Source organism: Corynebacterium sp. KPL2850 (assembly GCF_040225855.1).
Taxonomy (GTDB): domain Bacteria; phylum Actinomycetota; class Actinomycetes; order Mycobacteriales; family Mycobacteriaceae; genus Corynebacterium.
Map to the genome: position 1 here is coordinate 31,320 of NZ_JBEHFV010000013.1, position 24,737 is coordinate 56,056.

General features: G+C 58.9%; 21 protein-coding genes and 1 pseudogene. 18 read left to right on the forward strand and 4 right to left on the reverse strand.

Translation table 11 applies throughout. The annotated features are described in order from the left end of the window. Positions 1-4: 4 nt before the first annotated feature. Genes ABRP93_RS05950 through ABRP93_RS05960 form a run of 3 tightly spaced genes read left to right on the forward strand, consistent with a single transcriptional unit; the run spans position 5 to position 3,172 of the window. On the forward strand, positions 5-742 hold the full coding sequence (locus ABRP93_RS05950) for an MIP/aquaporin family protein (RefSeq protein WP_349853555.1): 738 nt from the start codon (positions 5-7) through the stop codon (positions 740-742). A 29-nt stretch (positions 743-771) separates the two neighbouring features. Continuing rightward, a complete protein-coding gene (glpK, locus tag ABRP93_RS05955) occupies positions 772-2,319 on the forward strand; it encodes a glycerol kinase GlpK (protein ID WP_023024332.1) in 1,548 nt (515 codons plus the stop codon). Positions 2,320-2,341: 22 nt separating this feature from the next. Then, positions 2,342-3,172 (forward strand): Cof-type HAD-IIB family hydrolase, encoded by an 831-nt coding sequence (locus ABRP93_RS05960; RefSeq protein WP_023024330.1) that lies wholly within the window; start codon positions 2,342-2,344, stop codon positions 3,170-3,172. A gap of 19 nt (positions 3,173-3,191) precedes the next feature. Here ABRP93_RS05960 and ABRP93_RS05965 read toward each other — a convergent pair whose 3' ends face one another. Next, positions 3,192-5,093 (reverse strand): N-acetylmuramoyl-L-alanine amidase, encoded by a 1,902-nt coding sequence (locus tag ABRP93_RS05965; protein WP_023024327.1) that lies wholly within the window; start codon positions 5,091-5,093, stop codon positions 3,192-3,194. Between the two features lie 157 nt (positions 5,094-5,250). Here ABRP93_RS05965 and glf point away from each other — a divergent pair, with 157 nt between their 5' ends. The 3 genes from glf (at position 5,251) to ABRP93_RS05980 (ending at position 7,678) form a co-directional block, all read left to right on the forward strand. Beyond that, positions 5,251-6,447, forward strand: coding sequence for a UDP-galactopyranose mutase (gene glf, locus ABRP93_RS05970; RefSeq protein WP_349887270.1), 1,197 nt, complete (start codon positions 5,251-5,253; stop codon positions 6,445-6,447). A 62-nt stretch (positions 6,448-6,509) separates the two neighbouring features. Then, positions 6,510-6,725: a hypothetical protein gene (locus ABRP93_RS05975; RefSeq protein ID WP_349887271.1), complete on the forward strand. Its 216-nt coding sequence runs from the start codon at positions 6,510-6,512 to the stop codon at positions 6,723-6,725. Positions 6,726-6,748: 23 nt separating this feature from the next. Next, positions 6,749-7,678, forward strand: a complete 930-nt coding sequence (locus tag ABRP93_RS05980) for an alpha/beta hydrolase (protein ID WP_349887273.1) — start codon at positions 6,749-6,751, stop codon at positions 7,676-7,678. Positions 7,679-7,799: 121 nt separating this feature from the next. Here ABRP93_RS05980 and ABRP93_RS05985 read toward each other — a convergent pair whose 3' ends face one another. Both ABRP93_RS05985 and ABRP93_RS05990 read right to left on the reverse strand, forming a co-directional pair. Continuing rightward, positions 7,800-8,552: an aminotransferase class IV gene (locus tag ABRP93_RS05985; RefSeq protein ID WP_349887274.1), complete on the reverse strand. Its 753-nt coding sequence runs from the start codon at positions 8,550-8,552 to the stop codon at positions 7,800-7,802. Beyond that, positions 8,549-10,396, reverse strand: a complete 1,848-nt coding sequence (locus ABRP93_RS05990) for a chorismate-binding protein (RefSeq protein ID WP_349887275.1) — start codon at positions 10,394-10,396, stop codon at positions 8,549-8,551. Before ABRP93_RS05990 ends, ABRP93_RS05985 begins: the two co-directional genes overlap by 4 nt. Positions 10,397-10,562: 166 nt before the next feature. Between ABRP93_RS05990 and ABRP93_RS05995 the strand changes: the two genes are divergently transcribed. The 8 genes and pseudogenes from ABRP93_RS05995 to ABRP93_RS06025 form a co-directional block, all read left to right on the forward strand. Beyond that, entirely contained in the window at positions 10,563-11,150 is a 588-nt protein-coding gene (locus ABRP93_RS05995) for a three-helix bundle dimerization domain-containing protein (protein WP_349887276.1), read from the forward strand. Positions 11,151-11,290: 140 nt separating this feature from the next. Continuing rightward, positions 11,291-13,243, forward strand: coding sequence for a glycosyltransferase (locus ABRP93_RS06000; protein WP_349887277.1), 1,953 nt, complete (start codon positions 11,291-11,293; stop codon positions 13,241-13,243). Continuing rightward, positions 13,233-13,748, forward strand: coding sequence for a phosphatase PAP2 family protein (locus ABRP93_RS06005; RefSeq protein WP_284772111.1), 516 nt, complete (start codon positions 13,233-13,235; stop codon positions 13,746-13,748). Before ABRP93_RS06000 ends, ABRP93_RS06005 begins: the two co-directional genes overlap by 11 nt. Then, positions 13,741-14,721 (forward strand): decaprenyl-phosphate phosphoribosyltransferase, encoded by a 981-nt coding sequence (locus ABRP93_RS06010; RefSeq protein ID WP_349887278.1) that lies wholly within the window; start codon positions 13,741-13,743, stop codon positions 14,719-14,721. Before ABRP93_RS06005 ends, ABRP93_RS06010 begins: the two co-directional genes overlap by 8 nt. Positions 14,722-14,783: 62 nt before the next feature. Continuing rightward, positions 14,784-15,248, forward strand: a complete 465-nt coding sequence (locus ABRP93_RS11705) for a hypothetical protein (RefSeq protein WP_502879649.1) — start codon at positions 14,784-14,786, stop codon at positions 15,246-15,248. A gap of 26 nt (positions 15,249-15,274) precedes the next feature. Beyond that, entirely contained in the window at positions 15,275-16,477 is a 1,203-nt protein-coding gene (locus tag ABRP93_RS06015) for an arabinofuranosyltransferase AftB family protein (RefSeq protein ID WP_502879650.1), read from the forward strand. A gap of 139 nt (positions 16,478-16,616) precedes the next feature. Beyond that, a complete protein-coding gene (locus ABRP93_RS06020; RefSeq protein ID WP_349887279.1) occupies positions 16,617-17,651 on the forward strand; it encodes an alpha/beta hydrolase in 1,035 nt (344 codons plus the stop codon). A gap of 248 nt (positions 17,652-17,899) precedes the next feature. Continuing rightward, positions 17,900-18,136: pseudogene (locus tag ABRP93_RS06025) on the forward strand (IS3 family transposase); the annotation flags it as partial. Positions 18,137-18,269: 133 nt separating this feature from the next. Here the strand turns inward: ABRP93_RS06025 and ABRP93_RS06030 are convergent. Next, positions 18,270-19,094, reverse strand: coding sequence for a GDSL-type esterase/lipase family protein (locus ABRP93_RS06030; protein WP_349887280.1), 825 nt, complete (start codon positions 19,092-19,094; stop codon positions 18,270-18,272). A gap of 344 nt (positions 19,095-19,438) precedes the next feature. Here ABRP93_RS06030 and ABRP93_RS06035 point away from each other — a divergent pair, with 344 nt between their 5' ends. From ABRP93_RS06035 to ABRP93_RS06050, 4 genes are read left to right on the forward strand one after another with little or no spacing between them, the layout of a single operon-like run. Further along, positions 19,439-21,394: an alpha/beta hydrolase-fold protein gene (locus ABRP93_RS06035; RefSeq protein ID WP_349887282.1), complete on the forward strand. Its 1,956-nt coding sequence runs from the start codon at positions 19,439-19,441 to the stop codon at positions 21,392-21,394. A 2-nt stretch (positions 21,395-21,396) separates the two neighbouring features. Beyond that, complete coding sequence (locus ABRP93_RS06040; RefSeq protein ID WP_349887283.1) at positions 21,397-21,924, forward strand: hypothetical protein; 528 nt, start codon at positions 21,397-21,399, stop codon at positions 21,922-21,924. Between the two features lie 33 nt (positions 21,925-21,957). Next, positions 21,958-22,878: a cutinase family protein gene (locus ABRP93_RS06045; protein WP_349887284.1), complete on the forward strand. Its 921-nt coding sequence runs from the start codon at positions 21,958-21,960 to the stop codon at positions 22,876-22,878. 60 nt (positions 22,879-22,938) lie between these two features. Then, on the forward strand, positions 22,939-24,684 hold the full coding sequence (locus ABRP93_RS06050; protein WP_349887286.1) for a FadD32-like long-chain-fatty-acid--AMP ligase: 1,746 nt from the start codon (positions 22,939-22,941) through the stop codon (positions 24,682-24,684). Positions 24,685-24,737: the final 53 nt, after the last annotated feature.

Genomic DNA, 24,737 nt, shown 5'->3' on the forward strand with positions numbered 1-24,737 from the left:
GCTAATGGCTGGATCTGACGCATTTTTGTGGGAGTTTATCGGCACCACGTTGCTGATGCTTCTTGGTAACGGCGTGTGTGCGCTGGTAAACCTCCGCACTTCGGGTGCCCGTGGCTCCGACTGGATTGTCATCGCCTTGGGTTGGGGCATGGGCGTCTTCGTCGGCGCCAGCGTCGCTGACCCAACCGGCGGTCACTTGAACCCTGCGGTAACGCTTATGCTCGCGCTCAATGGTTCGCTCGAATGGAACTTGGTTCCGTTCTACGTACTGGGCCAAATCCTGGGTGCTATGCTCGGTGCTTTCCTGGCATGGGCCGCATTCAAGCAGCTCTTCGATGCGAATAACTACGACGAAGAGGGCAATGTCACCGGTGCCAATTCTGAAACAGCGGGGATCTTCTTCACTGCCCCCGCTCACCCACACAATGGCTGGAATACGGTAACCGAGTTCATTGCCACCTCCGTATTGTTGATGTTCATCGCCTTCGGCCCTGCCGGCGGCGAGCTGGGACCACTGAGCTACTTCGGTGTGGCGTTCGTTGTTGTCGCCGTCGGTCTGTCCCTGGGTACGCCTACGGGATACGCCATCAACCCGGTCCGTGACTTGGGTCCACGCTTGATGTACGCCTTCGTCCTGCCCATTAAGGACAAGGGCAGCGCTAATTGGGGCTATGCTTGGGTGCCGATTGTTGGCCCGCTGCTTTCAGCCGTCGCCGTTGGTCTACTGTCCATTGCGCTTTAATCCAACCCTAAACAGGAGAAATTAGACACATGAGTGATAAGAAATACGTCGCAGCTATTGACCAGGGAACCACCTCAACCCGCTGCATCATCTTCGACCACGATGGCGATCAGGTATCCGTGGGCCAGCTCGAGCACGAGCAGATCTTCCCAGAAAAGGGTTGGGTAGAACACGACCCGCAGGAGATCTGGAGCAACACCCGCCGTGCTGTGGGGGAGGCTTTGGCCAATGGCGATATAACAGTAGAAGATATCGACTCCGTCGGTATCACCAACCAGCGCGAAACCACCGTTGTGTGGGATAAGGACACTGGCGAGCCCGTTTACAACGCCATCGTCTGGCAGGACACCCGCACCTCCGCTATCTGTAAGGAACTGGCTGGTGAAGAGGGCCCGGATAAGTGGCGCCGCCGCACCGGCCTGCTGATCAATTCCTACCCCGCCGGCCCGAAGGTTAAGTGGATCCTCGACAATGTCGATGGCGTCCGCGAGCGCGCTGAAAAGGGCGAATTGCTCTTCGGCACCATTGACTCCTGGCTGCTGTGGAACCTGACCGGCGGTGCCGAGGGAGACGGCGATATGGAAGCGCTGCACGCAACGGACGTGACGAACGCTTCGCGTACGCTCCTCATGGACATCGAAAAGCTGGAGTGGGACGAAGAACTGTGCAAGGAAATGGGCATCCCGATGTCCATGCTGCCGGAGATTCGCCCGTCCCTGGGTGATTTCCGTACCGTTCGGGAGCGCGGTTCCCTCGCCGGCGTACCTATTCGCGCCATCCTGGGGGACCAACAGTCCGCTATGTTCGGTCAAGGCTGCTTCCGTGCTGGTTCCGCGAAGAACACCTACGGCACTGGCCTCTTCCTGCTGCTGAACACCGGTACCACCCCGAAGTTCTCCGATAACGGTCTGCTGACCACCGTCTGCTTCCAGCGCGAGGGCGAGCGCCCCGTATACGCACTGGAAGGCTCCGTATCCATGGGTGGCTCCTTGGTGCAGTGGCTGCGCGATAACCTGCAGCTCATTCCTAATTCCTCTGCCATTGAGAACCTGGCTCGGGAGACCAAGGACAATGGTGGCGTTTACATTGTTCCGGCGTTCTCCGGCCTCTTCGCCCCGCACTGGCGTCCCGATGCCCGCGGCGTCATCGTGGGCCTGACCCGCTTTGCCAACCGTGGACACCTGGCCCGCGCCGTCCTCGAGGCAACCGCTTACCAGACCCGCGATGTGGCAGATGCCATGGTGGCGGACTCCGGTGTGGAAATCACCGAGCTGCGCGTGGATGGTGGCATGACCACCAACGAGCTGCTCATGCAATTCCAGGCTGACATCTTGGGCGTTGAGGTACACCGCCCGAAGAACATTGAGACCACCGCAACCGGCGCCGCTGTTGCTGCCGGTTTGGACAATGGCTTCTGGGAAGACCTCAGCATCCTGGATACCCAGCGCGGTGACCTCACCGTATTCAAGCCCAAGATGGAGCAAGAAGAGGTAGATTACCTCTACGGTGAATGGAAGCGCGCTATCAAGCGTTCCTTGAACTGGGAAGACTCCGATGAGGATGAGTTGGACTTCTAAGTCCTGAAGTAAACTCGCGGGTATGGATACTTTCCCTACCCGGGCCCCTCGGCTCATCGCGAGTGATATTGACGGCACCCTGCTGGACCGCAATCATCGCGTCCCGCGTCGCAACCGCGACGCAGTGGCGCGGGCGGTGCAGCAGGGTGCTTATTTTGCTTTGTCCACCGGCAGGCCCTTTCGCTGGATAGAGCCGGTGCTGGAGCAGCTCACGGTGCGCCCGGTATGCGTGACCTCAAATGGGGCGGTGCTCTATGATTCCGCGGAAGACCGCGTGCTATCCGCGCGGGAGCTTTATCCAGACGCGCTAGAAGAGGTGGTGACGGTAGCGCAGCGCGTCCTCGGCGCGGTTGGCTTTGGCGCAGAGCGGGCGGGCGGTTCGCTTGCCGATGCCCCCGATCAGCTCTTCGTGGTCGACCCTCACTACTCCGAAAATGCCCTCTTTGAGGGCTTTGGCGTGGTGAGCGTGGGCGAACTGGTGGCGCAGCCAGTGGTCAAGCTGCTTATCCGCAATACGGATTATTCTGCGCCGGAACTCTACGACTTGATTGCTCCACATATTGATCCGGAGCTGGCGCATATTACCTATTCCATGCAGGAGGGTGTATTAGAGGTCGCGGCCCCCAATGTCACCAAGCGCCGCGGCGTGGAGTGGTTGGCTAAGCAGCATGGGATAGCGCAGGAAGAGACCATTGCTTTTGGGGATATGCCCAACGATATTGAGATGCTCACCTGGGCCGGTTGCGGGGTGGCAATGGAAAACGCCCTCCCGGCGGTGAAGGCGGCCGCTGATGCGGTCACCGTGGCCAACCACCAGGCGGGCGTGGCGAAGGTTTTGGAGCGCTGGTTCTAACTCCCGCTCCACGGGGAGGCTAGTCGGTGTAAATGTCTACCTTTTCGGTATCCATGTTGTAGACAATCTCGCCGCCCTGGAACTGGACGCGGATCTCCTTGCCGTCTTTCATCTCGTTTGTGGTGGGCAGCCCTAGCTTGGAAGCGTTATCGCCTTCCGCCCACTTCTTGGCAATCTCTCCGGTCAAGGCCTTTGCACCAGAGTCCTCAGAGGAGAGGACCACACCGTTTTTGAAGAGCTGGTACATAATCTTGCCGGAATCGGTGGTGTCCGGTCCGCCAACGGCGAGACCCAAGACTGGGCCAAAGGCGTTCAGGACGGAGGTCCAGGATTCCTTGAGGCCTTCGTTATTAGAAAGCTGCACAACCTTGTTGACGATCTTCGGAATCTCGCCGACGGTAAGCTCACCCGCAACCTTCTTATCGGCATCCGGCTGCGCTACGCGGTCATTGGCAACCAAGACGCCGAACACGGTGGCGGCGATGCCAGCCAAGGCCTGGATGGTCGATACTGGGACATCGACACCAGCGATGGAAGAGGTGGTATCTCCCGAGGTGGAATGATCGCCGCCACTCGATGGCGACTTCTTATCCCAGTTCATTGCTGCGGAGTTACCGCCAGCCTTAACAGCGTCGTACTTCTTTTTGGTGTTCTTGCGGATCTCGTCCCAGTGCTGCACGGTGTAGCGACCCGGGCACTGGGTGTAGTGGAAATCATTGTGACCGCTGAAGGCAGGCACGGTTGCCTGCGCACCGGCTGGAAAGCGGGAGCCGCCAAAGCCGCCAGAGGTCAGGGTAGCGGTGCCCGTGGGATCGATGCCGGAAATTGCTGCCTTCCACCCGGCAATTTCTGCCACCGAGTTCAGCATCTTCTGTGATGGCTCCTCAATTTCGTAGTTGCCAATCATGGAAATACCCCAGTTATGGGAGTTGAAGCCACCAACGTGTGCGCCCTGGACGGCCTTGTCCAGCCCGCCGTAGCGGCCCTCGTAGATGGTACCGAACTTATCCACGAGCACGTTGTATCCAATATCGCACCAGCCCAGATTCTGGGCGTGGTACTCGTAGGCAGCGCGAACCTGTGCGGCAGCCTGTGCCGGGGTGTAGTTATTGGAGCCCGCGGTGTGGTGCAGCGTCATCGCCTTGATGCCGTCATCGTAGGTGGGCTGTTGGCAGCGCTTGGATTCATCGGCGCCCCACCCAGAGCGGGACACTACCTTGGGCATGCCATCGGTGGCAGCAGTAGGTTCGATGGCTTGGCCTTCTTGGGCATTGCCGTCCATAAAGACGGCATCCAGGTCCGACACGGTGGTGCGGTCGGTGTTGTTTTTATCAGCTACAGGGGCGATATCGCCGACGTTAGAAGGCTGTGAGGCGGCGCGGTTGGCATCCGCAGCGCCGGCTGCTTTATCGGGCAACTCAGCATCGTCATCCAGGTTGGAACCGGTTACTAGGTCTACATTGGCCATGGATACCTGCACATCGTTGGTATCGCCCACGTAAATAAGCTCGGTACCGTTCTTGCCATCACCGTAGTTCATGGCATCCATATCGAACCACTCGCTCCAGGAGCCGTCCTCCTGCTTGGAGCGGACGAAGGAGTGCACGTCGCGCTTGCCCTCCCAGGTCACGGCGAACATGTTGAACGCCTCGTCGCGGTGGAAGTGCTTGACGGCACGTGGGCCCTCGCCATCGCCTTGCGCTGCTACGGCGGGATCATCAACGACGACGGAGTCGGCGTTACTAAAGCTTTCTGAGGCGTTTTTCACCTCGATGGGTCCGCCAGAACCGGAGTCCTGGGTTTTAAGGACCTGCTGGCCGCCGAATGCGGCCGCCATGACGAGGGCAATGGAGGAAACCGTCGCGATGACGGGTGTGGTCCACGTTGACCTCGTGGGGACTAGTCGACGTCGTTGCTTCACTCTATTCTCCCTGGGTTGAGTAAGTGCCGATGTAGCTGTAAAAACGGTAGCCAAAAGTTAACAGTTGATAGTGATGCTACGAGTGTGACAACTGTGAATCTTGTTGCGACACGCCGATGACCCGTGTTCCCCTCTGGAGTGCAATAAAGTGGAAGCCATGACTTCTTATGACCTCATCGTTGTTGGTTCCGGATTCTTTGGCCTGACCGTTGCGGAAAGGGCCGCTAGCCAGCTGGGAAAGAAGGTGCTCATTGTTGAGCGCCGCGAGCACCTGGGCGGCAATGCCTACTCCGAGGCGGAACCCACCACCGGAATTGAAGTACACAAATACGGCGCGCACCTCTTCCACACCTCTAATAAGCGCGTGTGGGAGTACTGCAACCAGTTCACCGATTTCACCGACTACCAGCACCGCGTCTTTGCCATGCACGATGGCACCGCCTACCAATTCCCCATGGGGCTGGGGCTAATCAACCAATTCTTCGGCCGTTACTACTCGCCCGATGAGGCCCGCGAATTGATCAAGGACCAAGCCGGCGAATTCTCTGCGGATGAGGCCAAGAACTTGGAGGAAAAGGCCATCGCGCTTATCGGCCGCCCGCTCTATGAGGCATTCATCCGCGACTACACCGCCAAGCAGTGGCAGACCGACCCCAAGGAACTGCCGGCCAGCAATATCACCCGCCTGCCGGTGCGCTACACCTTCAATAACCGCTACTTCAACGACACCTATGAAGGCCTGCCCGTCGATGGTTATGCGGCATGGCTAGAAAATATGGCGGATCATGAAAACATCGAGGTCCGCCTGGATACCGATTGGTTCGATGTCCGCGAGGACCTGCGCGCCGAGTCCCCAGATGCCCCCGTTATCTACACCGGCCCGCTGGACCGATACTTTGACTTTGCCGAAGGCGAGCTCGGCTGGCGCACCTTGGACTTCGACCTCGAGGTCCTCGACACCGGTGACTTCCAGGGCACCCCGGTGATGAACTACAACGATGCCGACGTGGACTTCACCCGCATCCACGAGTTCCGCCACTTCCACCCGGAGCGTAAGGACCGCTACCCCTCCGATAAGACGGTCATCATGAAGGAGTACTCGCGCTTTGCCGATAAGGGCGATGAGCCGTATTACCCCATCAACACTCCGGAGGATCGCTCCAAGCTGGTGGCATACCGCAAACTAGCCGCCCAAGAAGCCAAGGAGAACAAGGTGTTATTCGGTGGCCGCCTGGGTACTTACCAGTACTTGGATATGCACATGGCCATCGGCGCCGCGCTGTCCCTATTCGATAACAAGCTCGTCCCCTTCTGGAACGAGGGCAAGGCCATCGAGCAAGAGCGCGGGCACTAAGAGCTGCTAATCCGCCCTGGGCACGCTATGCTTAGTCACCTCACAGGTTAGGAGGTGACGGCATGGCTCAACGCAAGAAATACACCAAGCCCGGGCATGCGGACCGCAGCATGTGGAAGATGTCCCCGGATCGGCTCCAGGAGCATTTGAAACTGCGCAGCCGCGCAACGCGCATTCCCGATAAGAAAAAGCAGCAAGCAAAGAAGGCCTGCCGGAACACCCGGCGGGCCTTTCCGCTACTTAAGCCCGCGATCATGAGTGCTCGCATTGCCCAATAGGTGCAGCACTGGAAAGTATTTTCATGGTGTTCATTCAGCCCGAAGCCCAAAAGTTCCTCGACTTAAACAAGGATGCCCCACAGCTAGATACGCGTACCCCAGAAGAAAACCGTGCTGCCCAGCTGAAGACAGCAGCGGCGTGGGGCAAGAAATCCCGGATGGCTTCCGTGCATGAGACCTCGGTGCGCGGTGTCACGGTGCGGGTTTATATCCCGGAGGGGCTGGAGCTTTCCGATGCCCAGCCAGCCGAACCTGCCTTCATCTTCTTCCACGGAGGCGGCTGGGTACTTGGGGATTTAGAGACGACGGATACAACGGTGCGTGATATTGCCGCAGAATCGGGAATTATGTGTATCAGCGTGCACTATCACCGTGCACCGGAGCACCCCTTCCCAGCACCGTTGGATGATTGCCGTGCGGTAGTAGACGGGGTCCTGCAAGGAGAATTGGGGATCGGTATCGATCCAATGCGTGTTGCCGTGGGCGGAGACAGCGCAGGCGGCAATATCGCAGCGGTAATCGCACAAGAACTGCGCGATCAGCTGGCGCATCAGGTGCTGATTTATCCCGTCATGGATTTATCCACCTTTGACACGCGATCCCATTCGGAGTTTAGCGACGGCTACTACCTCACCCGGTGGCGCCTTAATTACTTTTATGATTCTTATGCGGGCACTGCAGACCGCACGGATATTCGCATGTCACCCGGCAGGAATGGCGATCTGGCGGGGCTACCCCCAGCGACAGTAATCACCGGTGAACTTGATCCGTTGGTCTCTGAGGTAAGTGACTACGTTGAACGAATGCTCAATGCGGGGAATGTAGTAAGCTCTATCGAATTTAAGGGCCAGGTCCATCCGTTCGTCCAGATGGGCGGGATTATTTCGGATGCATTGATCGCGCGCACCATTATTGGCCGCGAATTGAAACGTGCGTTGCGAGGCCAAAGCTAAAAGGCCGCGATCTGCCGGAGCTAAAGGAAAGCGCGGCGTGAACACCCAACACTCAACACAACACCAACACAACACTCAACACTCAACACAACACTGCACATGTTGAGTGTTGTGTTGAGTGTTATGTGTAGTGTTCACCCATGGTTTCGGGGTTAAAACCCTGCCACCACCAGTTTTGCCAGATTGCGGCCTCCGGGTGCGGCGGTGGAGTGATGGTGTCGTGTGGTGTGTGTATGGAGCTGACGGGGCTAATGCCGTGCAGCGAGTTGATAAACCACAGGGGACATTCCGCAGCGAGTGCTGGGGTCAACGGGCGCTGCGCGGTGGAAATCCCCAATTCTTTGCAGCGGTGCAGGACCTGGCGCAGGGTCACGCTGGGCAGGCGCACGTCGGTGGGAAGCAGGAGCGTGTCGCCGTCCCAGGCGATGAGCGCGCCGGTGGTGGTTTCTGCGATGGCGCCGTGGGCATCGACAATCGCGGTGTCATCGGTGCCGCTTTCCTGATACCGGCTGCGGTAGGCGGCCAGGGCGGGCAAGTCCGGGCCTTTAATGAGAGGCTGCACGCGGGGATCGCGGGCCTTAACGTAGGTAAGGCGCGTGTGGGCGCGCGGAGCCGGTGCGGGCCGGATATCGAGGTATAGCTCGTCGGCTATGAGGGCAATGCGGGGAAAGAGCTCGCCGCCTGAAAGCAGCTCCAGCATGGCGGGAACGAAGCCTGCGGGCAAGGTCCCGGCGGCGGATTCGAAGCGCTCCAAGTGCAGGTGGAGACCGTGCGTGCGGCCTTGCGAATGCCGCCAAGAATCGGCCACGGCGCAGGGGATAGCCGGTGGGGTGCAGGGGATGAAGGCGCCGTCGCGCCAGATATAGGAGCTCATGACCACGCCCCGAGGACCGATTGGGCCTTGAGGTTTCTTTCGGCCAGCTCGGCTGCGGGATCGGAATCGAGGACGATGGCCCCGCCGGCGCCGACGGTGACCTCGGAACCCGCGCGCACCGCGGTGCGGATGACCACGCTGAAATCAGCCTCGCCGGAATACCCGAGGTAGCCCACGATGCCGGAATAGACGCCGCGGGGTCCTGCCTCGAGGGCATCGATAATCTCGCAGGTGCGCAGCTTCGGCGCGCCGGTCATAGAACCGGGCGGGAAGGCGGCGCGGATGGCGTCGAGCGCGGTGGCGCCGGGGCGCAATTGGCCGGTGATCGTGGAGACGAGCTGGTGCACGGTGGCATAGCTTTCCACGTTCATCAACCCCGGAACGCGCACGGTGCCGGGCTCGCACACGCGGGATAAATCGTTGCGCAAAAGGTCCACGATCATGAGGTTCTCGGCGCGGGTTTTGGGGTCATCGCGAAGCAGCGCGGGGTCCTGGTGGGCTGGAATGGTGCCCTTGATGGGCTTGGCCTCGACGCGGTTATCGCGCACGCTAAGGAAACGCTCGGGCGAGGCGCTGCAGATTTCCACGCCGTCGAAGACCAGATGCGCCGCGTACGGTGCCGGGTTGTGCCGGCGCAGCGCAGCATAAATATCGCCGGTGGCCTGCGCGGTATAGGTATCGGTCAGGCATACCTCGTAGCTTTCCCCAGCGTGCAAGAGCTCTTGGGCGCGCTGGATTCGGTCAAGGTAGTCGGTGGCGCGCCAGGCGCCCGCGCTTGCCGATGCCCCCTCGTTTCCCACCTGCCCGCCCTCCAAGGCTGCCTCCAACCGGTCGAGAAGGCCCTGCGCGCCGTCGCCATCCAGGCAGCATAGGTGCGCCATTTGCCGGTGGTGGTCGTAGATAAGGAAGGACTGCGGCCGGATGAAGTAGGCATCGGGATACGGCGAGCGGTGGCGCAGCTGGATGGGCAGGGTAAGCTGCGCGCATTCGTAGCCGAGGAAACCTACCACCCCGCCGGTAAACGGCAAATCCGGCGCGTCAAAGACCTGCGTGGATAGCTCGCGCTCGAGGGCGGTGAGGATATCGGGGGCTTCGCCAAGCCGGTAGCGAAAGGATTGGCTAAGCGGACCGGTGGCATCGCCAAGAATGCTATAGCGCCCGCGCGCATCGGCGGAGTCCAGGAAGAAGGCGTCATTGCCGTCTGCCTGCAGCGCCGCGAAGACTCGTGGGCAGTCAATCGCGCCGGGGACATCGCGGTGGAGCAGGCGAAAACCGCCGAGGAAATTGCGCAGCAGAGTCGCGCCGTGCTGGGTGAGCACCGATTCGGGGTGGAATTGCACGCCCCAATGCGGCAGGCCATCGACCTTGAGGGCCTGGACGGTGCCGTCCTCGCTGCGGGCGTGCACGGTGATGCCGGGGGCCGGCTCAATATGCAGCGAGTGATAGCGCACCACCTGAAAGTCCTGCGGAATGGTGGAAAAAATTCCCTCGCCGGAGTGGCTAATGGTGGAGACAAAACCGTGGCGCGGTTCGGGTGCGCGGCTTATGCGGGCGCCGGCGAGCATCGCCAAGCCTTGGTGGCCAAGGCAGACGCCGAGCAGGGGAATCCGCGCTGCGGCGGCCGCATCGATAACTCGGCGGGACATGCCAAAGTCGTTGTCTTCCTCCGGGGTTCCGGGGCCAGGGGAGATAACCACGTGGCTGAACTCGCCGGCGCGCAAGCGCTCTGGGATGCCGGTGGCCTCGCCCGCGGGAACGACGAGCGGCTCGGTTCCGGAGACCTCGGCGATGAGGTGCGCGAGGTTAAAGGTATACGAGTCGTAATTATCAATGAGCAGGATCATCAAAGGCAGAGTCTATAGCCCAGTGCGCCCCACGCGTAACTTGCTCCACGGGAGAGCTAACTATTGGGTTATGACCAACTAATTGACGGATGTCACACTGTGTTGTAAGGTTAACTTTAAGTTAACAACAAGCAAACGGGGAAAGAATCCAGGAAAGGGGATAACAATGAACCAGTTTGAAACCCTCCGTCACGACCTGCACACCAAGTACGGTCACGGATATACCCGTGCTGAAATCGATGCGAAGTTGGACGAGGTCATCGCCAAGCACACCGCCAACGCCGAGCTCGTGGAATTCATCCCCGTGCTGGTAGAGCGCGAGGTACGCGAGTTCTTCGGTGCCCACCGCATCCACGTTCGCTTCGCCGCGGGCGATAACCATGCCCTAGCAAAGGCCGCCGCGGACCTCACCAAAAAGCACGCGGGGGAGGCGCTTTACGTCGATACCGCCGTAGCTCACCCGGAAAATGACGGCAATGGCCACCTGGCCCACGTCATGAGCGAGCGCGGCATGGGCCAAGCGCCTAAGAAGTACCTCGAAGAGGTGCGGACCGTGGCCATGCCGGACTACATCGTTTACTTGGGCCGCGAGGTCGAGCGCGATGAGGCCGGCAAGGACATCAAGATCTGGGACATCGCCCCGGCTGAGACCGTTGAGCAGGCCCGCGAGCTTGCCGATGACCTAGAGGCCCGCGTCTACTACATGCTGAACAAGCTGGGTATCGACCCGGTAACCGAGCGCGTGAATGCATAAGGTGCCCCATTAACCCTGGGCCGAGGAGTAATTCCTCGGCCCTTCTTATATTGTCCGCGTGTAAACCCGAGCAGTCGCGCGAAAGCAACTACGCTAGGTCGCTGACTACTGTTTAAATCGTTTGGAGAATCGAAGCAATCGTGACTGCCAACAACACCTCGGCCTATGAGCCCCTGCAGCGAATCTTGCTGCCCAAGCGCGGCGAACCCTTTGACGTACGCATGCTCTACCTCATCGAGGCGGAGCAAAACCGCGAGCGCTTGAGCTGGACAAACCGCACCGCCGTGACCATCCCGGCCGGCGAAGAAGCCTCCTTTGAAACCTACTTCAACGCCTTCCCGGCCTCTTACTGGCGCCGCTGGTCCCAATTGCGCTCGGTGGTCCTAAGCCTGGAGATCGAGGGCCAGGCCAACGTTTCTTTGTACCGTTCCAAGCAGGATGGTCAGCGTATCTCCGTGGCCAACCACCTCGTGGGCACGGGCCACCACGAATTTGAGCTGCCGCTCAAAAACTTCGAGGACGGCGGCTGGCTGTGGTTTGATATCACCGCGGAAAAGGAAACCACGGTGTCGGATGCGGCGTGGTGCTCCCCGCAGGCCCCGGCGGCGCAGACGCTTCCCGATGGCACCGAGATTGCGCCCTCCGAAAAGCGCGTCGCCGTCGGCATTCCCACCTTCAACCGCCCCACGGATGCCGTTGCCGCACTGCAGGCGCTGGCAGAAGATCCCGTGGTGGATGAGATCATTGACTTTGTCCTCATGCCGGACCAAGGCAACCAGCACCCGGCCGATGAGCCCGGCTACGACGAGGCGGTAGCCCACTTTGGCGAGCGCTTCCGCGAATTCCGCCAGGGCAACCTCGGCGGTTCCGGTGGCTATTCCCGCATCATGTATGAGGCGCTGGAGAATACGGATTCGCCCTTCATCTTGTACATGGACGATGACATCGCCATCGAACCGGACTCCGTGCTGCGCGCGGTGCAGGCAGCACGCTATGCGGAAAAGCCGATCATCGTCGGCGGGCAGATGCTCAACCTGCAGGAGCGCTCTCAGCTGCGCACCACCGGTGAGCAGGTCAACCGCTCCGATTTCATGTGGGGCGCCGCGCCGCACGCCGTGTACGACCACGACTTTGCCAAGTACCCACTGCGCGCCATCGGCACGCCAGAAACCCATGTGGATCCAAAGAAGTACGATTCCCGCGCGCTGCACCGCCGCGTAGACGTGGAATATAACGGCTGGTGGATGTGCCTGTTCCCGCGCGTGGTTGCAGAGACTAACGGTCAACCACTGCCGCTGTTTATCAAGTGGGACGATACCGAGTACTCCCTGCGCGCAGCCCGCAATGGCTTCCCCACGGTGACCTGGCCGGGCGCGGCCATCTGGCACATGGCCTGGGCGGATAAGGACGATGCCATTGACTGGCAGGCCTATTTCCACCTGCGCAACCGCTTGATTGTGGCTTCGCTGTACCACGATGGCGCGGTATCCGGCATTACCAAGTCCATCTTTAAGTCCACGCTCAAGCACACCATGTGCATGGAATACTCCACCATGGCCATCCAAATCGAGGCCATGAAGGACTTCCTGGCGGGGCCGGATCACCTCTTCGATATCTTGGATACCTCGCTGCCGCGCATTGCGGAGATCCGCAAGAACTACTCGGATGCGGTCATCATCGAATCTGCAGATCAGTTGCCGGCGCCGACCGGCGCGCCGGGCGTTCCCACCCGCAATGTGGGCGGGCGCTTGGCCAAGGTCAAGAAGCTGCCATGGGCGGCAAAGGGTCTTAAGCACCTGCTAAGCAAGGAGGACCCAGCGCACCACGCGGCACCGCAGTTGAACCTCACCCCAGAAGAAGCGCGTTGGTTCACCCTCTCCCGTCTTGATTCTGCCACCGTATCCACGGCGGGTGGCACGGGCGTGGCCTTCCGCAAGCGTGACCGGGATCTGGCCAAGGAGCTCATCGTCGAAACCCGCAGCCTGCTGAAGGAAATTGAAGAAAACTTCGATGACTTGCGCGCGCAATACCGCTCCGCGTTGCCGGAATTGACCGCGCGGTCCTCCTGGAAGAAGGTTTTTGATGCCCAATAAACTTTCTATCGCAGAATCCCGCGTCCTAGAGTCCATCCAGAACGCCGCCTTTGACGTGCCGGGAGTGCTGCCCGCCGCCCGCGGTTTAAGCCACTTGGGCGAGCACGCCCTAGGCTGGATGGGCAGCGCGGCCCTAGGGGCCGGCTTGGACAAGCAGCGCCGTGAGGAGTGGATTCGGATTGGTGCCGCGGCGTTTACCGCGCATGCGGCAAGCGTGGTTCTCAAGCGAATCGTGCGGCGCAAGCGGCCCGATTATTCCTACGTGCGCGTTGGGGTCAAGACCCCCTCGCGCCTATCCTTCCCGTCCTCGCATGCCACCTCCACCACCGCCTTCTTGGTGGGCCTATCCCGCTTGACGGGTTCCAAGGCGCCGCTTGTGGGAGTGCCGGTAATGATGGCATCGCGTATGGTGCTCGGGGTGCACTATCCAACCGATACCGTCGCGGGCGCAGCCATTGGCGCTGCCACCGCGCGGGCAATGACGAAGGGAAAGACGCATGAGTGAGGACGGCAACCAGCACTTTCTCCATTCGGAGCCGCATACGTCCGGCGTCGATACCGGCCGTAAGCGCAAGCCACCGAAAAATTTGGCCGATGGCATGGTCAAGGCCCTGCGCCCGAAGCAGTGGGTAAAAAACATCCTCGTACTGGCCGCGCCCGCCGCGGCCGGTGCGGACTCGCTCTTTCACGGGCGCGTGCTTGTCGATGTCCTCTTGGCCTTCATCGTCTTCTGCCTCGGCGCTTCTTCCATCTATCTGATCAATGACGCCAAGGATTGGCGCGAGGACCAAGAGCACCCGACCAAGCGCTTCCGCCCAATCGCCTCGGGCGTGCTGCCCATCAAGGTGGCCTATGTCATGGCCGTGGTGCTCGTTGCCCTGTCCATCGGGCTGTCCTTCTTGGCCACCGCGGGACTAGAGCTAGCCATCGTCATGGCGGTTTATATTGCCCTGCAGCTGGGCTACTGCTTTGGTTGGAAGCATATTCCGGTCATCGATATTGCGCTGGTGTCTTCCGGATTCATGCTGCGCACCATGGCCGGCGGCGTGGCCGCCGATATTGAGCTTTCGCAGTGGTTCTTGCTGGTCGCTGCCTTTGGCTCGCTCTTTATGGCCTCCGGTAAGCGCTATGCCGAAATCCTGCTGGTGGAAAAGACCGGCGCGAAGATCCGTAAATCCTTGCAGGGCTATACGCCGACCTACCTGCGCTTTGTCTGGACGCTAGCGGCCACCGCCGTGGTGGTCTTCTATTCCCTGTGGGGCTTTGAGCTGGCTAATGCCGCAACCTCTGGTGGCGTTTGGTACCAGATTTCCATGGTGCCGTTTACCATCGCCATCCTGCGCTATGCCGCCGATGTGGACCGCGGCCAGGGCGGGGCACCGGAAGAAATCGCGTTGGGGGACCGCACCTTACAGATCCTCGCCATCGCCTGGCTGGCCTGCATCGCAATGGCCGTCTACATCATGCCATTGGTCTAAGCAGCGGTGGCATAGTTGCGTTCAACTAGAAGATCTTTGGGGAACTGATATACTCACCCCACGTGGTTAACACCGGTAACAAGAAAATTGCGCTGTGGAGCGCATCCGCCTCGGTTCTTGTTATCGGTGTTTTTTCTTTGTGGGGTGGCTTTGCCCGCCGCTGGATCTCCGATGACGGCCTCATCGTCCTGCGCACCGTCCGCAACCTCGAGGCCGGCAACGGGCCTGTATTCAATATGGGTGAGCGCGTCGAGGCCAATACCTCCACGCTGTGGCAATACCTCATCTTAATGGCGCGGTGGGTAAGCGGTGCTGAACTCGAAACGATTGCCATCTACCTCGGGCTTATCCTGGCGGTCGCGGCCATGGTGGTGGGCACGTGGGCATCGGCAAGCATGCACAAGGGAATCGTCCTTCCGGCAGGGGCCTTAGTGTATCTGGCCCTGCCACCAGCGCGGGACTTTTTACCTCCGGCTTGGAATGGAGCCTGTGCCTTTTTTACTTGGCCGTCTTGTGGTGGATGCTGATCGCATGGGCACGACCGCGGCAGGAGTTGCCACCCAAACCTATTGTGTATGGGCTGGCATTCTGGGCGGGGCTCTCATGGCTCATTCGCCCTGAGCTCGCCCTGTATGGCGGCCTGGTAGGCGTTCTGCTCATAGTAAGCACGCGTTCGTGGAAGGTTATCGCCGCCGCCTTGCCCCTGCCGCTGGCGTATGAAATCTTTCGCATGGGCTACTACGGCCTGCTTACGCCGCATACCGCCGTTGCGAAATCCGCGGCTGGTTCCGAGTGGGGCAAAGGGTTTGTGTACCTGGGCGACTTTATGGGGCCCTACGCGCTGTACCTCCCGCTCATCGTGCTGGCGGTAGCGGCGCTATGGAAAACCGATTTTCGCCCGCCTGCGCTGCGCTCGATGCAGACTGTGGTCTATATCTTCCTGGGCGCCGCGCTGCTGCACGCTTTGTATGTTGTGCGCGTGGGTGGCGATTTTATGCATGGGCGCATGTTGCTGCTTCCGCTTTTTGCCGCGCTACTGCCCATTTTCGTAGTTAATCTACGAACCTGGTGGGCGGCCGTATTCTGTGCGGTGTGGGCCCTCGCGATTGTCGTGCATGGCCACCCAGTAGACCGCGCTGCATACGCTGGGCAGCTTACTATTGTGGATGAGCGGGACTATTGGACCGCTATCACCAACCGGCAGGAACCACCTCGCCGTGCCGAGGATTTCCTGGGTATGGACTTGATGAATGACTACGAAAAAGCGGTGCAGGACTTGGTGGCCGGTGATGCCATGACCTTCCGCTATATCAAGGAAGGGGGCCAGCCATCGTGGACGACGGTGCCTGCGGATCCGGATCGCTCCGATCCTCCCACAGTGTATTTTCTTAGCCTCGGTCTTACCTCTATGAATGCACCGCTTGAGGTACGCGTGCTCGATGAAATTGGTCTCAGTAATCCCCTAGCAGCGCGCCAGCCCCGCATCGAAGGCGGGCGCATTGGCCATGATAAAAGCCTTAGCGCGGCGTGGCAGATTGCCGATTCTGCAGTGGATATTGACTCCCTATTGCTGGGCCAGGATAAAGATTCTGTGCGGCAAGCACGCACTGCGCTTAACGATGCCGATTTTCAGAAACTCTTTGCCTCCTACAGAGAACCGCTAACTTGGAGCCGATTCTTGGAAAATATTAAATTTTCCCTGACAGAGGGCAGGACCCTAACCTTCTCCTCCAATCCGGGGGATTACCTGCATTAATGGTTGATAATGAGGCAAAAAGCCTGTGAGTGCACTACACTGCCTTTTGGTGTGGCTTTTGCTGAGGGGTGTTAACGATTCACAGGTTCCCAGCGATAAAGCCAAAGAACGATTATTGAGTACTTTGTGGAGGAGAAAGATGACTGCCTCTTTGAGGGGACGCGTCCTATCGGTCATCATGGCAGTGGCCGTGGCGCTTGGCCTCGCCGTAGTGGCCGGTGGCACGCAGCAGGCACACGCGGGAAACCGCGATTGGCTGCGTCCGGATAATACCGGCACCTGTGAATGGGACCCAGTTGCATTTTGGGTTCAGCGCTGTGATGTCTGGTCCGAGTCCATGCAGCGTAATATCCCGGTACAAATTCAGCCCGCGAAGAATGGCGGCAACGCTGGTTTCTACCTATTGGATGGCATGCGCGCTACCTACGCAACTAGCGGCTGGGTTAGCCCGCATAGCGAGGTAAACGCTGCGAAGACCTACTCGGACAGCAACCTCACCCTCGTGATGCCGGCAGGTGGCGAGTCTTCTTTCTATGCTGACTGGCAGGCGCCTGGCAAGTACGATCCGAATGATCCGGTCAACTACAAGTGGGAGACCTTCCTTACCAAGGAGCTTCCCGGCTACCTCGAGCAGAACTTTGGTGTCGCCCGCAATAACAATGCGATCGCTGGCCTCTCCATGGGTGCCGGTTCCGCCATGACTTTGGCCGCTAAGCACACTGACCAGTTCAAGCAGGTACTGTCCTTCTCTGGTTACCTGACTATGACGGTTCCAGGTGCTCAGACTGTTCTTCGCTTGGCCATGCTGGACGTCGGCGGATTCAATGTCAACGCCATGTACGGTTCGCTGTTTAACCCAAAGCGTTTCCAGAATGACCCGCTCATGCTGATTCCGCAGCTGCGTGATGGTGGTACCGATGTTTATATTTCAGCTGCATCCGGTATACCAGGCCAATTGGATAAGGAGACTCTCCCGCCGAAGTTCCAAGCACCGGGTGTCGCACTAGAGGTTGGTTCTCAGCTGACCACCCGCGCTTGGGAAGGTGCCGCTCGACTGCAGGGTCTGAACCCAACGGTGAGCTACCCGGCCGAAGGTTTGCATAACTGGTACCAATGGGACTACCAGCTCAATGCTTCCAAGCCGCGCGTTCTCAATGTTATGAACGCCTGGTAAGGCTCACTAACGAACTGTCCCCGCGCTGTTCGAACTGCTCCCCAGTAGTTGGACTGAGAAATCAGCTACCAACTAATGAGGAGCAGTTTTTATTGGGGCTACTTAGTTCGCTAAGCGAAACTCAGCGCGTACATGTAGTCGAGCGTTTCGATCAGGGCCTGGGTACCAAGCCGAAGGCGCTTGCCAAAGAAGACAAACTGCGTTACGAAAGCGAACGGTTGCGGGCCGAAAATGCCAACCTAAAAATTACTGATGAAGGCTTCCAATACCAGCATTCAACCTGGCGGACATTGATCCACGACAACGGCGGTATTCAGTCGACGCCGCGTAAAGCCAACTGCTACGACAACGCAGTAATAGAGAACTTCTTCGGCCACTTGAGAACCGAGATGTACCACGGAGAGAACTTCAACACCGTCGAGGAGTTCATCCAGGCAATCGACGATTGCATCCAGTAATACAACACCGAACGCACCCAACAATGACTTAAGGGCCTGACCCCGATGCAATATCGGAATCAGGCCCTTGAACCCCTAACCTTCTTGAATTAAACCAGTCCAACTCTTGGGGACTAGTTCATGGTGCTCTCCGGTGTCGGGTTCGTCCTTTGGTTGGTGGTTAGTGGTTTTGAAGTTCTCGGGTGATGATTTGGGTCATCCCGTCGTGTCCTACGTCAGTTGGGTGTAGTGGCATGACGGATGGGGCGGTTGGGGTTTGGACGAGTGTGGCCCATCGGTGGTTGGTGTCTGGTTGGCAAGGATCGTGGGTCTTGGCTTGGTCGTGGAGATTGATGAAGTTGACGCCGAGGTCATGTGCTGCGCGACCGATTTCGCGGTTGAATTCGTCTTCTGCGATGGTTGCACCCGGGATAGTTACCGGAAGCTGCAGCTGGTCGTGGTTTACAACGCACAGGGTGTCATTAGCGGTCATTGGGACGTAGTTGACCATGGTGATGCGGGCGTTGGGTGCGGCTTCACGAATTTTGTTGAATTGGAAGTCTATTAGTCCGCGGTAGGTGGAGGCTTTGGGAACGTCGGGGAGGGTGGCGTTGGCTAGGGCATCGAAGTAGGTGCCTTGCTGGAGGCCGCCGTACATGAACTCTACTTCTTTGGTGTCGTGGCCGATGTTGCCTTGCTCGATGGCGTCGTCGACGTATTGGTTGATCCAGACGCTGGTTCCGTTGCAGGAGTAATCGGCAAGGTTGTGGTCAAGGTTATTGGCGGTTTGGTGCGCCCAGTTGTGTTTGTCGTTGAAGCAGGGGTGGAAGGGGCGCTTATATGGAGAGGCTGATCCTCGGTCTCCTGGTGCGCCGCCGTTGGCGGTGAAGGAATCGCCGAAGGTGACCATTTCTTTGCCTTGGTCCGCATTGGCGGTCTGGGCCATGGTGAGGCTTGTGGTGAGGGCTATGAGTCCGGCGGTGATTTTGGTCTTTATGTTTTTCATATCTTTCACCTTGAGTAGGGGATGTTTACAGGGTGCACTTCCGTGCGTACTGCGGCAATCTTAGTGATTTTTCAGTGAGAGTCCAGTCTGTGGTTGAACTGGGGGATTGCTGAGAGGGCGTCGATGTAAGTTTTGATTGTTTATATGCTTATTGGGTGATTCCGGGGGACAGGCTCTGCATCAAGATAAATGGTGATATAACTTTGCTCGGCGTGTCAGCCTTTCCAAAGCCTCAAGTTCAACTTAAACTTAAGCGCAAATAGACAGCTCACGCCGCAGGTAGCAGTCCGGGGGAGGGGAACCTTCGGAATGCGACCGCGGTAAATCTTCAAGGACGTTTACCTATGCGCAAAAACACTTCCCCGGGCAAGGCCCGCAAGGGGCTCGCGGTAGCAGCTATGCCAACCGCCATTGCCGTTGGACTTGCCCTGCTGCCCAATGCCACCGCCCAAAGCTCTCTTGGTGACAATAGCTCTGCTCAGTCAAGCAACGGCGGCAGCCTGTCTGATCACTTTGCGCCCAAGGATCCGCCGGCCCGTACCCCAGTGGAGACTGAGTACCCACAGGTGGAGGGCCTGCCGGATGGCGTAAAGATTAACCGTGTGGAGTACCTGTCCAACCGCCACCTGATGGTTTATATCCAGTCCGCAGCCATGCCGGATCACGAACAGAAGGTGCAGATCCAACTCGCCCGCGACTGGTATTCGCAGCCAGAGAAGAAGTTCCCAGAAGTATGGGCACTTGATGGCTTGCGCGCCCGCGATGACGAGTCCGGCTGGACCATTGAGACCAATATCCTCAACCAATACGCGGACCGTAACGTCAACCTCATTATGCCGGTGGGCGGCGAATCTTCCTTCTACTCCGACTGGCAGCAGCCAGACGCGGGTAAACACTACAAATGGGAGACGTTCCTTACCAAGGAATTGGTCCCAATTTTGGATAACGAGTACCGCTCCAACCAGAAGCGCGCGGTGACTGGGCTGTCCATGGGCGGTACCGCAGCGATCAACTTGGCGGAGCGTAATCCGCACCTGTTTGATTTCGTCGGTTCCTTCTCCGGCTACCTCGATATGACTACCCGTGGCATGCCGCAGGCCATCATGGCTGCGCAGCGCGATGCCGGTGGTTATGATTCCCGCAAGATGTGGGGCGAGCCGGGCTCGCAGGACTGGATTGACCATGATCCCAAGCTAGGCATCGAAAACCTCAAGGACATGCAGGTTTACGTTTCTGCTGGTTCCGGCAAGGACGACTTTGGCCAGGAAGGCTCCGTGGCCAAGGGGCAGGCAAGTCTGGCCGGAATGGGACTGGAAGTTATCTCTCGGATGTCCACTCAGACTTTCGTGGATTACGCGAAGCGCGCCAATGTGGAACCAGAAGTGCAATTCCGGCCCTCCGGCGTGCACTCTTGGGAATACTGGCAATTCGAGATGCAAAATGCATGGCCGCACATTGCTGATGCCCTCAACCTTGACAAGGCTGACCGTGGTGCGGACTGTAAGACCGAAGGCGATATCGCCAAGGCCACAAAAGAAGGCATAATCGGTTCCTGCCTGAATAACGAATATGACGTTGCCGATAAGGGCAAAGCACAAGACTTCCAAACCGGTACGGCGTACTGGTCCCCAGAGAATGGTGCGCACGCCCTGTACGGCCGCATCGGCGCCCGCTATGCGGAAATCGGTGGCCCCACCTCTTGGTTGGGCTTCCCTAAATCCGATGAAACCAAGACTCCCGATGGCAAGGGACGCTACGTGCACTTCGAACACGGTTCCATTTACTGGAGCCCAGAGACCGGCGCCTGGGAAATTACCAGCGACATGTTTAACAAGTGGGGCGAGGAAGAGCACGAAAAGGGTGCTCTGAAGTTCCCAACCGGCCCGGTAAAGAAGGTGGGCGATGGCCTTGTCCAGGAATTCCAAGGTGGCATTCTGACCCGCAACCCAGACGGCAAGAACCAGGTCTCCTTTGGCGAGATTGGCAAAAAGTACAAGGATATGGGCGGCGCCGACTCCCCACTGGGCTTCCCCACGGACGGTGAGAAGAAGGTCAAGGACGGAAATGGCTTCTTCCAAGAGTTTGAGAATGGCTCCATCTACTGGTCTCCAGAATCCGGGGCGCACTATATCTTGAAGGGCGCCATCATGGATGAATGGGGTAAAAAGGGCTGGGAGCACGGCGAGTTTGGTTGGCCCACCTCTGATTATTCCGAAATCGCAGCTGGTGGATTGAAGCAGGAGTTCCAGCATGGGACGATCAGTGAAGTCATGGGCCGCATACAGACTGAAAAGAAGTAAGCATGCGTAAATTAGCGCTCATAGGAGCGGTCTTATGCCTCGGATTGGCAGGGTGTGATTCTGCCACCGTGGATAGTGACTCCGGCAATGACACCTCGGTGGCGCCGCTGTCGCGCGAAAAGACTTCTGAAAAATCGACCACCAGCAGTAGCGAGTCCGCCTCCAGCAGCGCTTCCTCCTCGCAGGAGCCATCCGAATCCAAGGATGGCTCCAAGGGCTCCGCGGAGCCGACGAACGAGTCTGGCTCCGCGAGTTCCCCGGAGGACCGCGGCGCCCGCGAAATCTCTGAAATCCCCTCCGCGCCGCTGCCCAAGGAAGAGACTGCGTACTTGGATTCGTTAAAGGATTCCGGCGTGAATGTCGAAGGGGTAGAAGATCAGCTCCTCGGCGCCGGCCAGGGCGCTTGCGGCGAGGATGACATCACCATTCCTGCGGTGGCCGGACAACTGATTGAGCAGCAACGCACTGACATGGACTTTGACGAGCTCACAAAGCTACTCCAGGACAATGCACGTTCAGCTCTTTGCTAGCTTTCTTTGAGGTTTTCCGGGTACAACTAGTTCATGCGAAAAATCATAACCGTCGTTGCCGTCCTCGTCCTTCTCGTCGTTATCGGCGCGGGGGCGGCGCATTACCTCACGAACTCGGACTCGGCGGGACTTAGCGCCCCCGAGGAGCCAGACTCCGCGGCACCACCGGAGGAATCCCAGCCGGAGTGGTGCCCGAGTGTGGAGTTCATTTCTGCGCCAGGTACCTGGGAATCCGCCGCCGACGATGATCCCCTCAACCCTTCTGCCAATCCGCGCTCGTTCATGCTGTCTATTACGCAGCCGTTGCAGGAGGCCTACGGGGATGATGTAAAGGTGTGGACCCTTCCTTATACTGCGCAATTTAAAAATATCAATGCGCAGGAGGAAATGAGCTACGACGATTCCCGCAATGAGGGCACCGCGAAGATGAATGAGGAGCTGCGCGGCATGCATGATAGCTGCCCGCAGACCAAGTTTATTTTGAGCGGTTTTTCTCAAGGCGCGGTCATCGCCGGCGATGTGGCCGATGACATTGGTGGTGGCGAAGGCGCAATCCCCGCAGAGAATATCGCGGGCGTGGCGTTGATCGCAGACGGCCGGCGTGAAAACGGCGTGGGCCAAAATCCGGGACACGAGCTCGGCGGAATCGGTGCCGAGATTGCCTTGGAACCTGTCTCCGGACTCGTTCAGCCCATCGTGCCCGGAGCGACTATGCGCGGCGCGCGCCCGCACGGCTTCGGCGAGCTCGCGGATAGGACCTTCCAGATTTGTGCCCCCGATGACTCCGTGTGTGATGCACCCACCGGCGTGGGCAATGGTCTGGAACGCGCCAAGGATTTGATCGGGGCCAATGGAGTGCACGCGCAATATGCCAGCAACGACGGCGTGATTGATGGGACTACCGCGAATCAGTGGGTTGTGGATTGGGTACACCAGGTCATTGACGCCGTGTAACATGAGGCGCTACAACATCGATAATTTTTTAAGACAAAAGCATTTACTAAAGGAGAATCGATGGATTTACAGCAACTCATGGGGAAGTTTTTTGACGCCGAGGGCAATATCGCCCTCCCCGCGGAGCTCACTTTGGCGGGCCTGACTGAGACCCTCTACCAGGCGGGCACAGATACCTCGCAGGTAGTAATGCGCCAGTGGCTATACGGTGAGGAAGACACCGCCCGTGAACTCAGCCGCCAGGAGGTCAATACCCGGATCAAAGTGGTGGCAGCGCGCCTACAACAGGTTGCAGAACCGGGAACCCGCGTGGCCATTCTGGCAGGCAACTCTCCCGAATACCTCTTTGGTTTCTTAGGTGCGATGTATGCGGGAATGACCCCGATTCCGCTCTATGATCCGAATGAGCCGGGGCACGCGGATCACCTCAAGGCGGTTTTTGCTGACTGCGAGCCCCCTATCGTGTTGACCAATCGCGTATCGGCCGCGGCGGTGCGCAGCTATTTCTCCACCGATCGGGAGCGCCCGCGCGTCATCTCCATCAATGCGCTGCCTGATTCCTTGGCGGCGTCGTGGAAGCCGGTCGCTGGCGCGGGCGTGGAGTCCACCGCCTTCCTGCAGTACACCTCTGGTTCAACGCGCACCCCTGCTGGTGTAGAACTGAGCAATCGCGCGATTTTGGTGAATGTGCTGCAGATCTTCCGGGCGGTGAACCTGCAGTTCCCACCGCGCGTGGTCTCGTGGCTGCCGATGCACCACGATATGGGCATCATCCTGGCGCTATTCACCACTATTTTGGGCATCGAATTGGACATGATGACCCCGCGCGACTTCATCCAGCATCCCAACCGGTGGGTTGAGCGCATCAGCTGCCAGCCGGGTGAAGAGAAAAAAACCTATACCGCCGTGCCCAATTTCGCCTTGGAATTGGCCGCGCGCTACGGCAAGGACGCGGATTTCTCCAACGTTGATGGCATCCTCATCGGTTCTGAGCCGGTGACGGAACCAGCGGTACAGAAGTTCTTAGACACTTTTAGCGTTGACCGCTCGGTGCTGCGTCCGTCCTACGGTTTGGCGGAGGCAACCCTCATCGTCGCTACCGCACAGGATGAAAAGCGCCCCGTCATTTCCCATTTCAACCGCGAAAAATTGGCGGACGGGCAAGCGGTTATTGAGGAAAAATCTGCGGCAACGGTTGCCTTTGCCTCGAATGGCCAGGGCGTCTCGTTCCAGCACCTGGCCATTGTGGATCCTGAAACTAAGGCCGAGGTCCCAGAGGGCACCATCGGTGAAATCTGGGCGCATGGGCAAAATATGGCAACGGGCTACCTCAACCGCCCGGAAGAAACCGCGGCTACCTTCCGCAATACCCTGGGCGAGCGCATCCAGGACGGCTTGCCAGAGGATGACTGGTGGATGGCCACCGGCGATCTCGCCACCATCATCGAGGGCGAACTGTATATCACCGGGCGGCTTAAGGATCTCATCGTCATCGCCGGGCGCAACCACTACCCGCAAGATATTGAAGGCACCGTGCAGGACGCATCCGCGCACGTGCGCCCAGATTCCGTCGCCGCCTTTGCCGTAGAGGGCGAAAACTCAGAGTCCTTGGTGCTCTTGGTGGAGCGCGCCGATGATGCGGATCCATCCGGCGACGCCGCCGCCAGCGAGGAAATTCGCACGGCTGTGACAAAGAATCACGGCATTACCCCGAGCGATATAGTGTGGAAGGCACCGGGAGAAATTAAGCGCACCTCCTCGCATAAGATTGCCCGCCGCGTGGCAAAGAAGGACTACCAAGCCTAAAGCCGGATTCGGACGTTGAGTTAACAAGGTGACAAAATAGAGCGATATAGGTA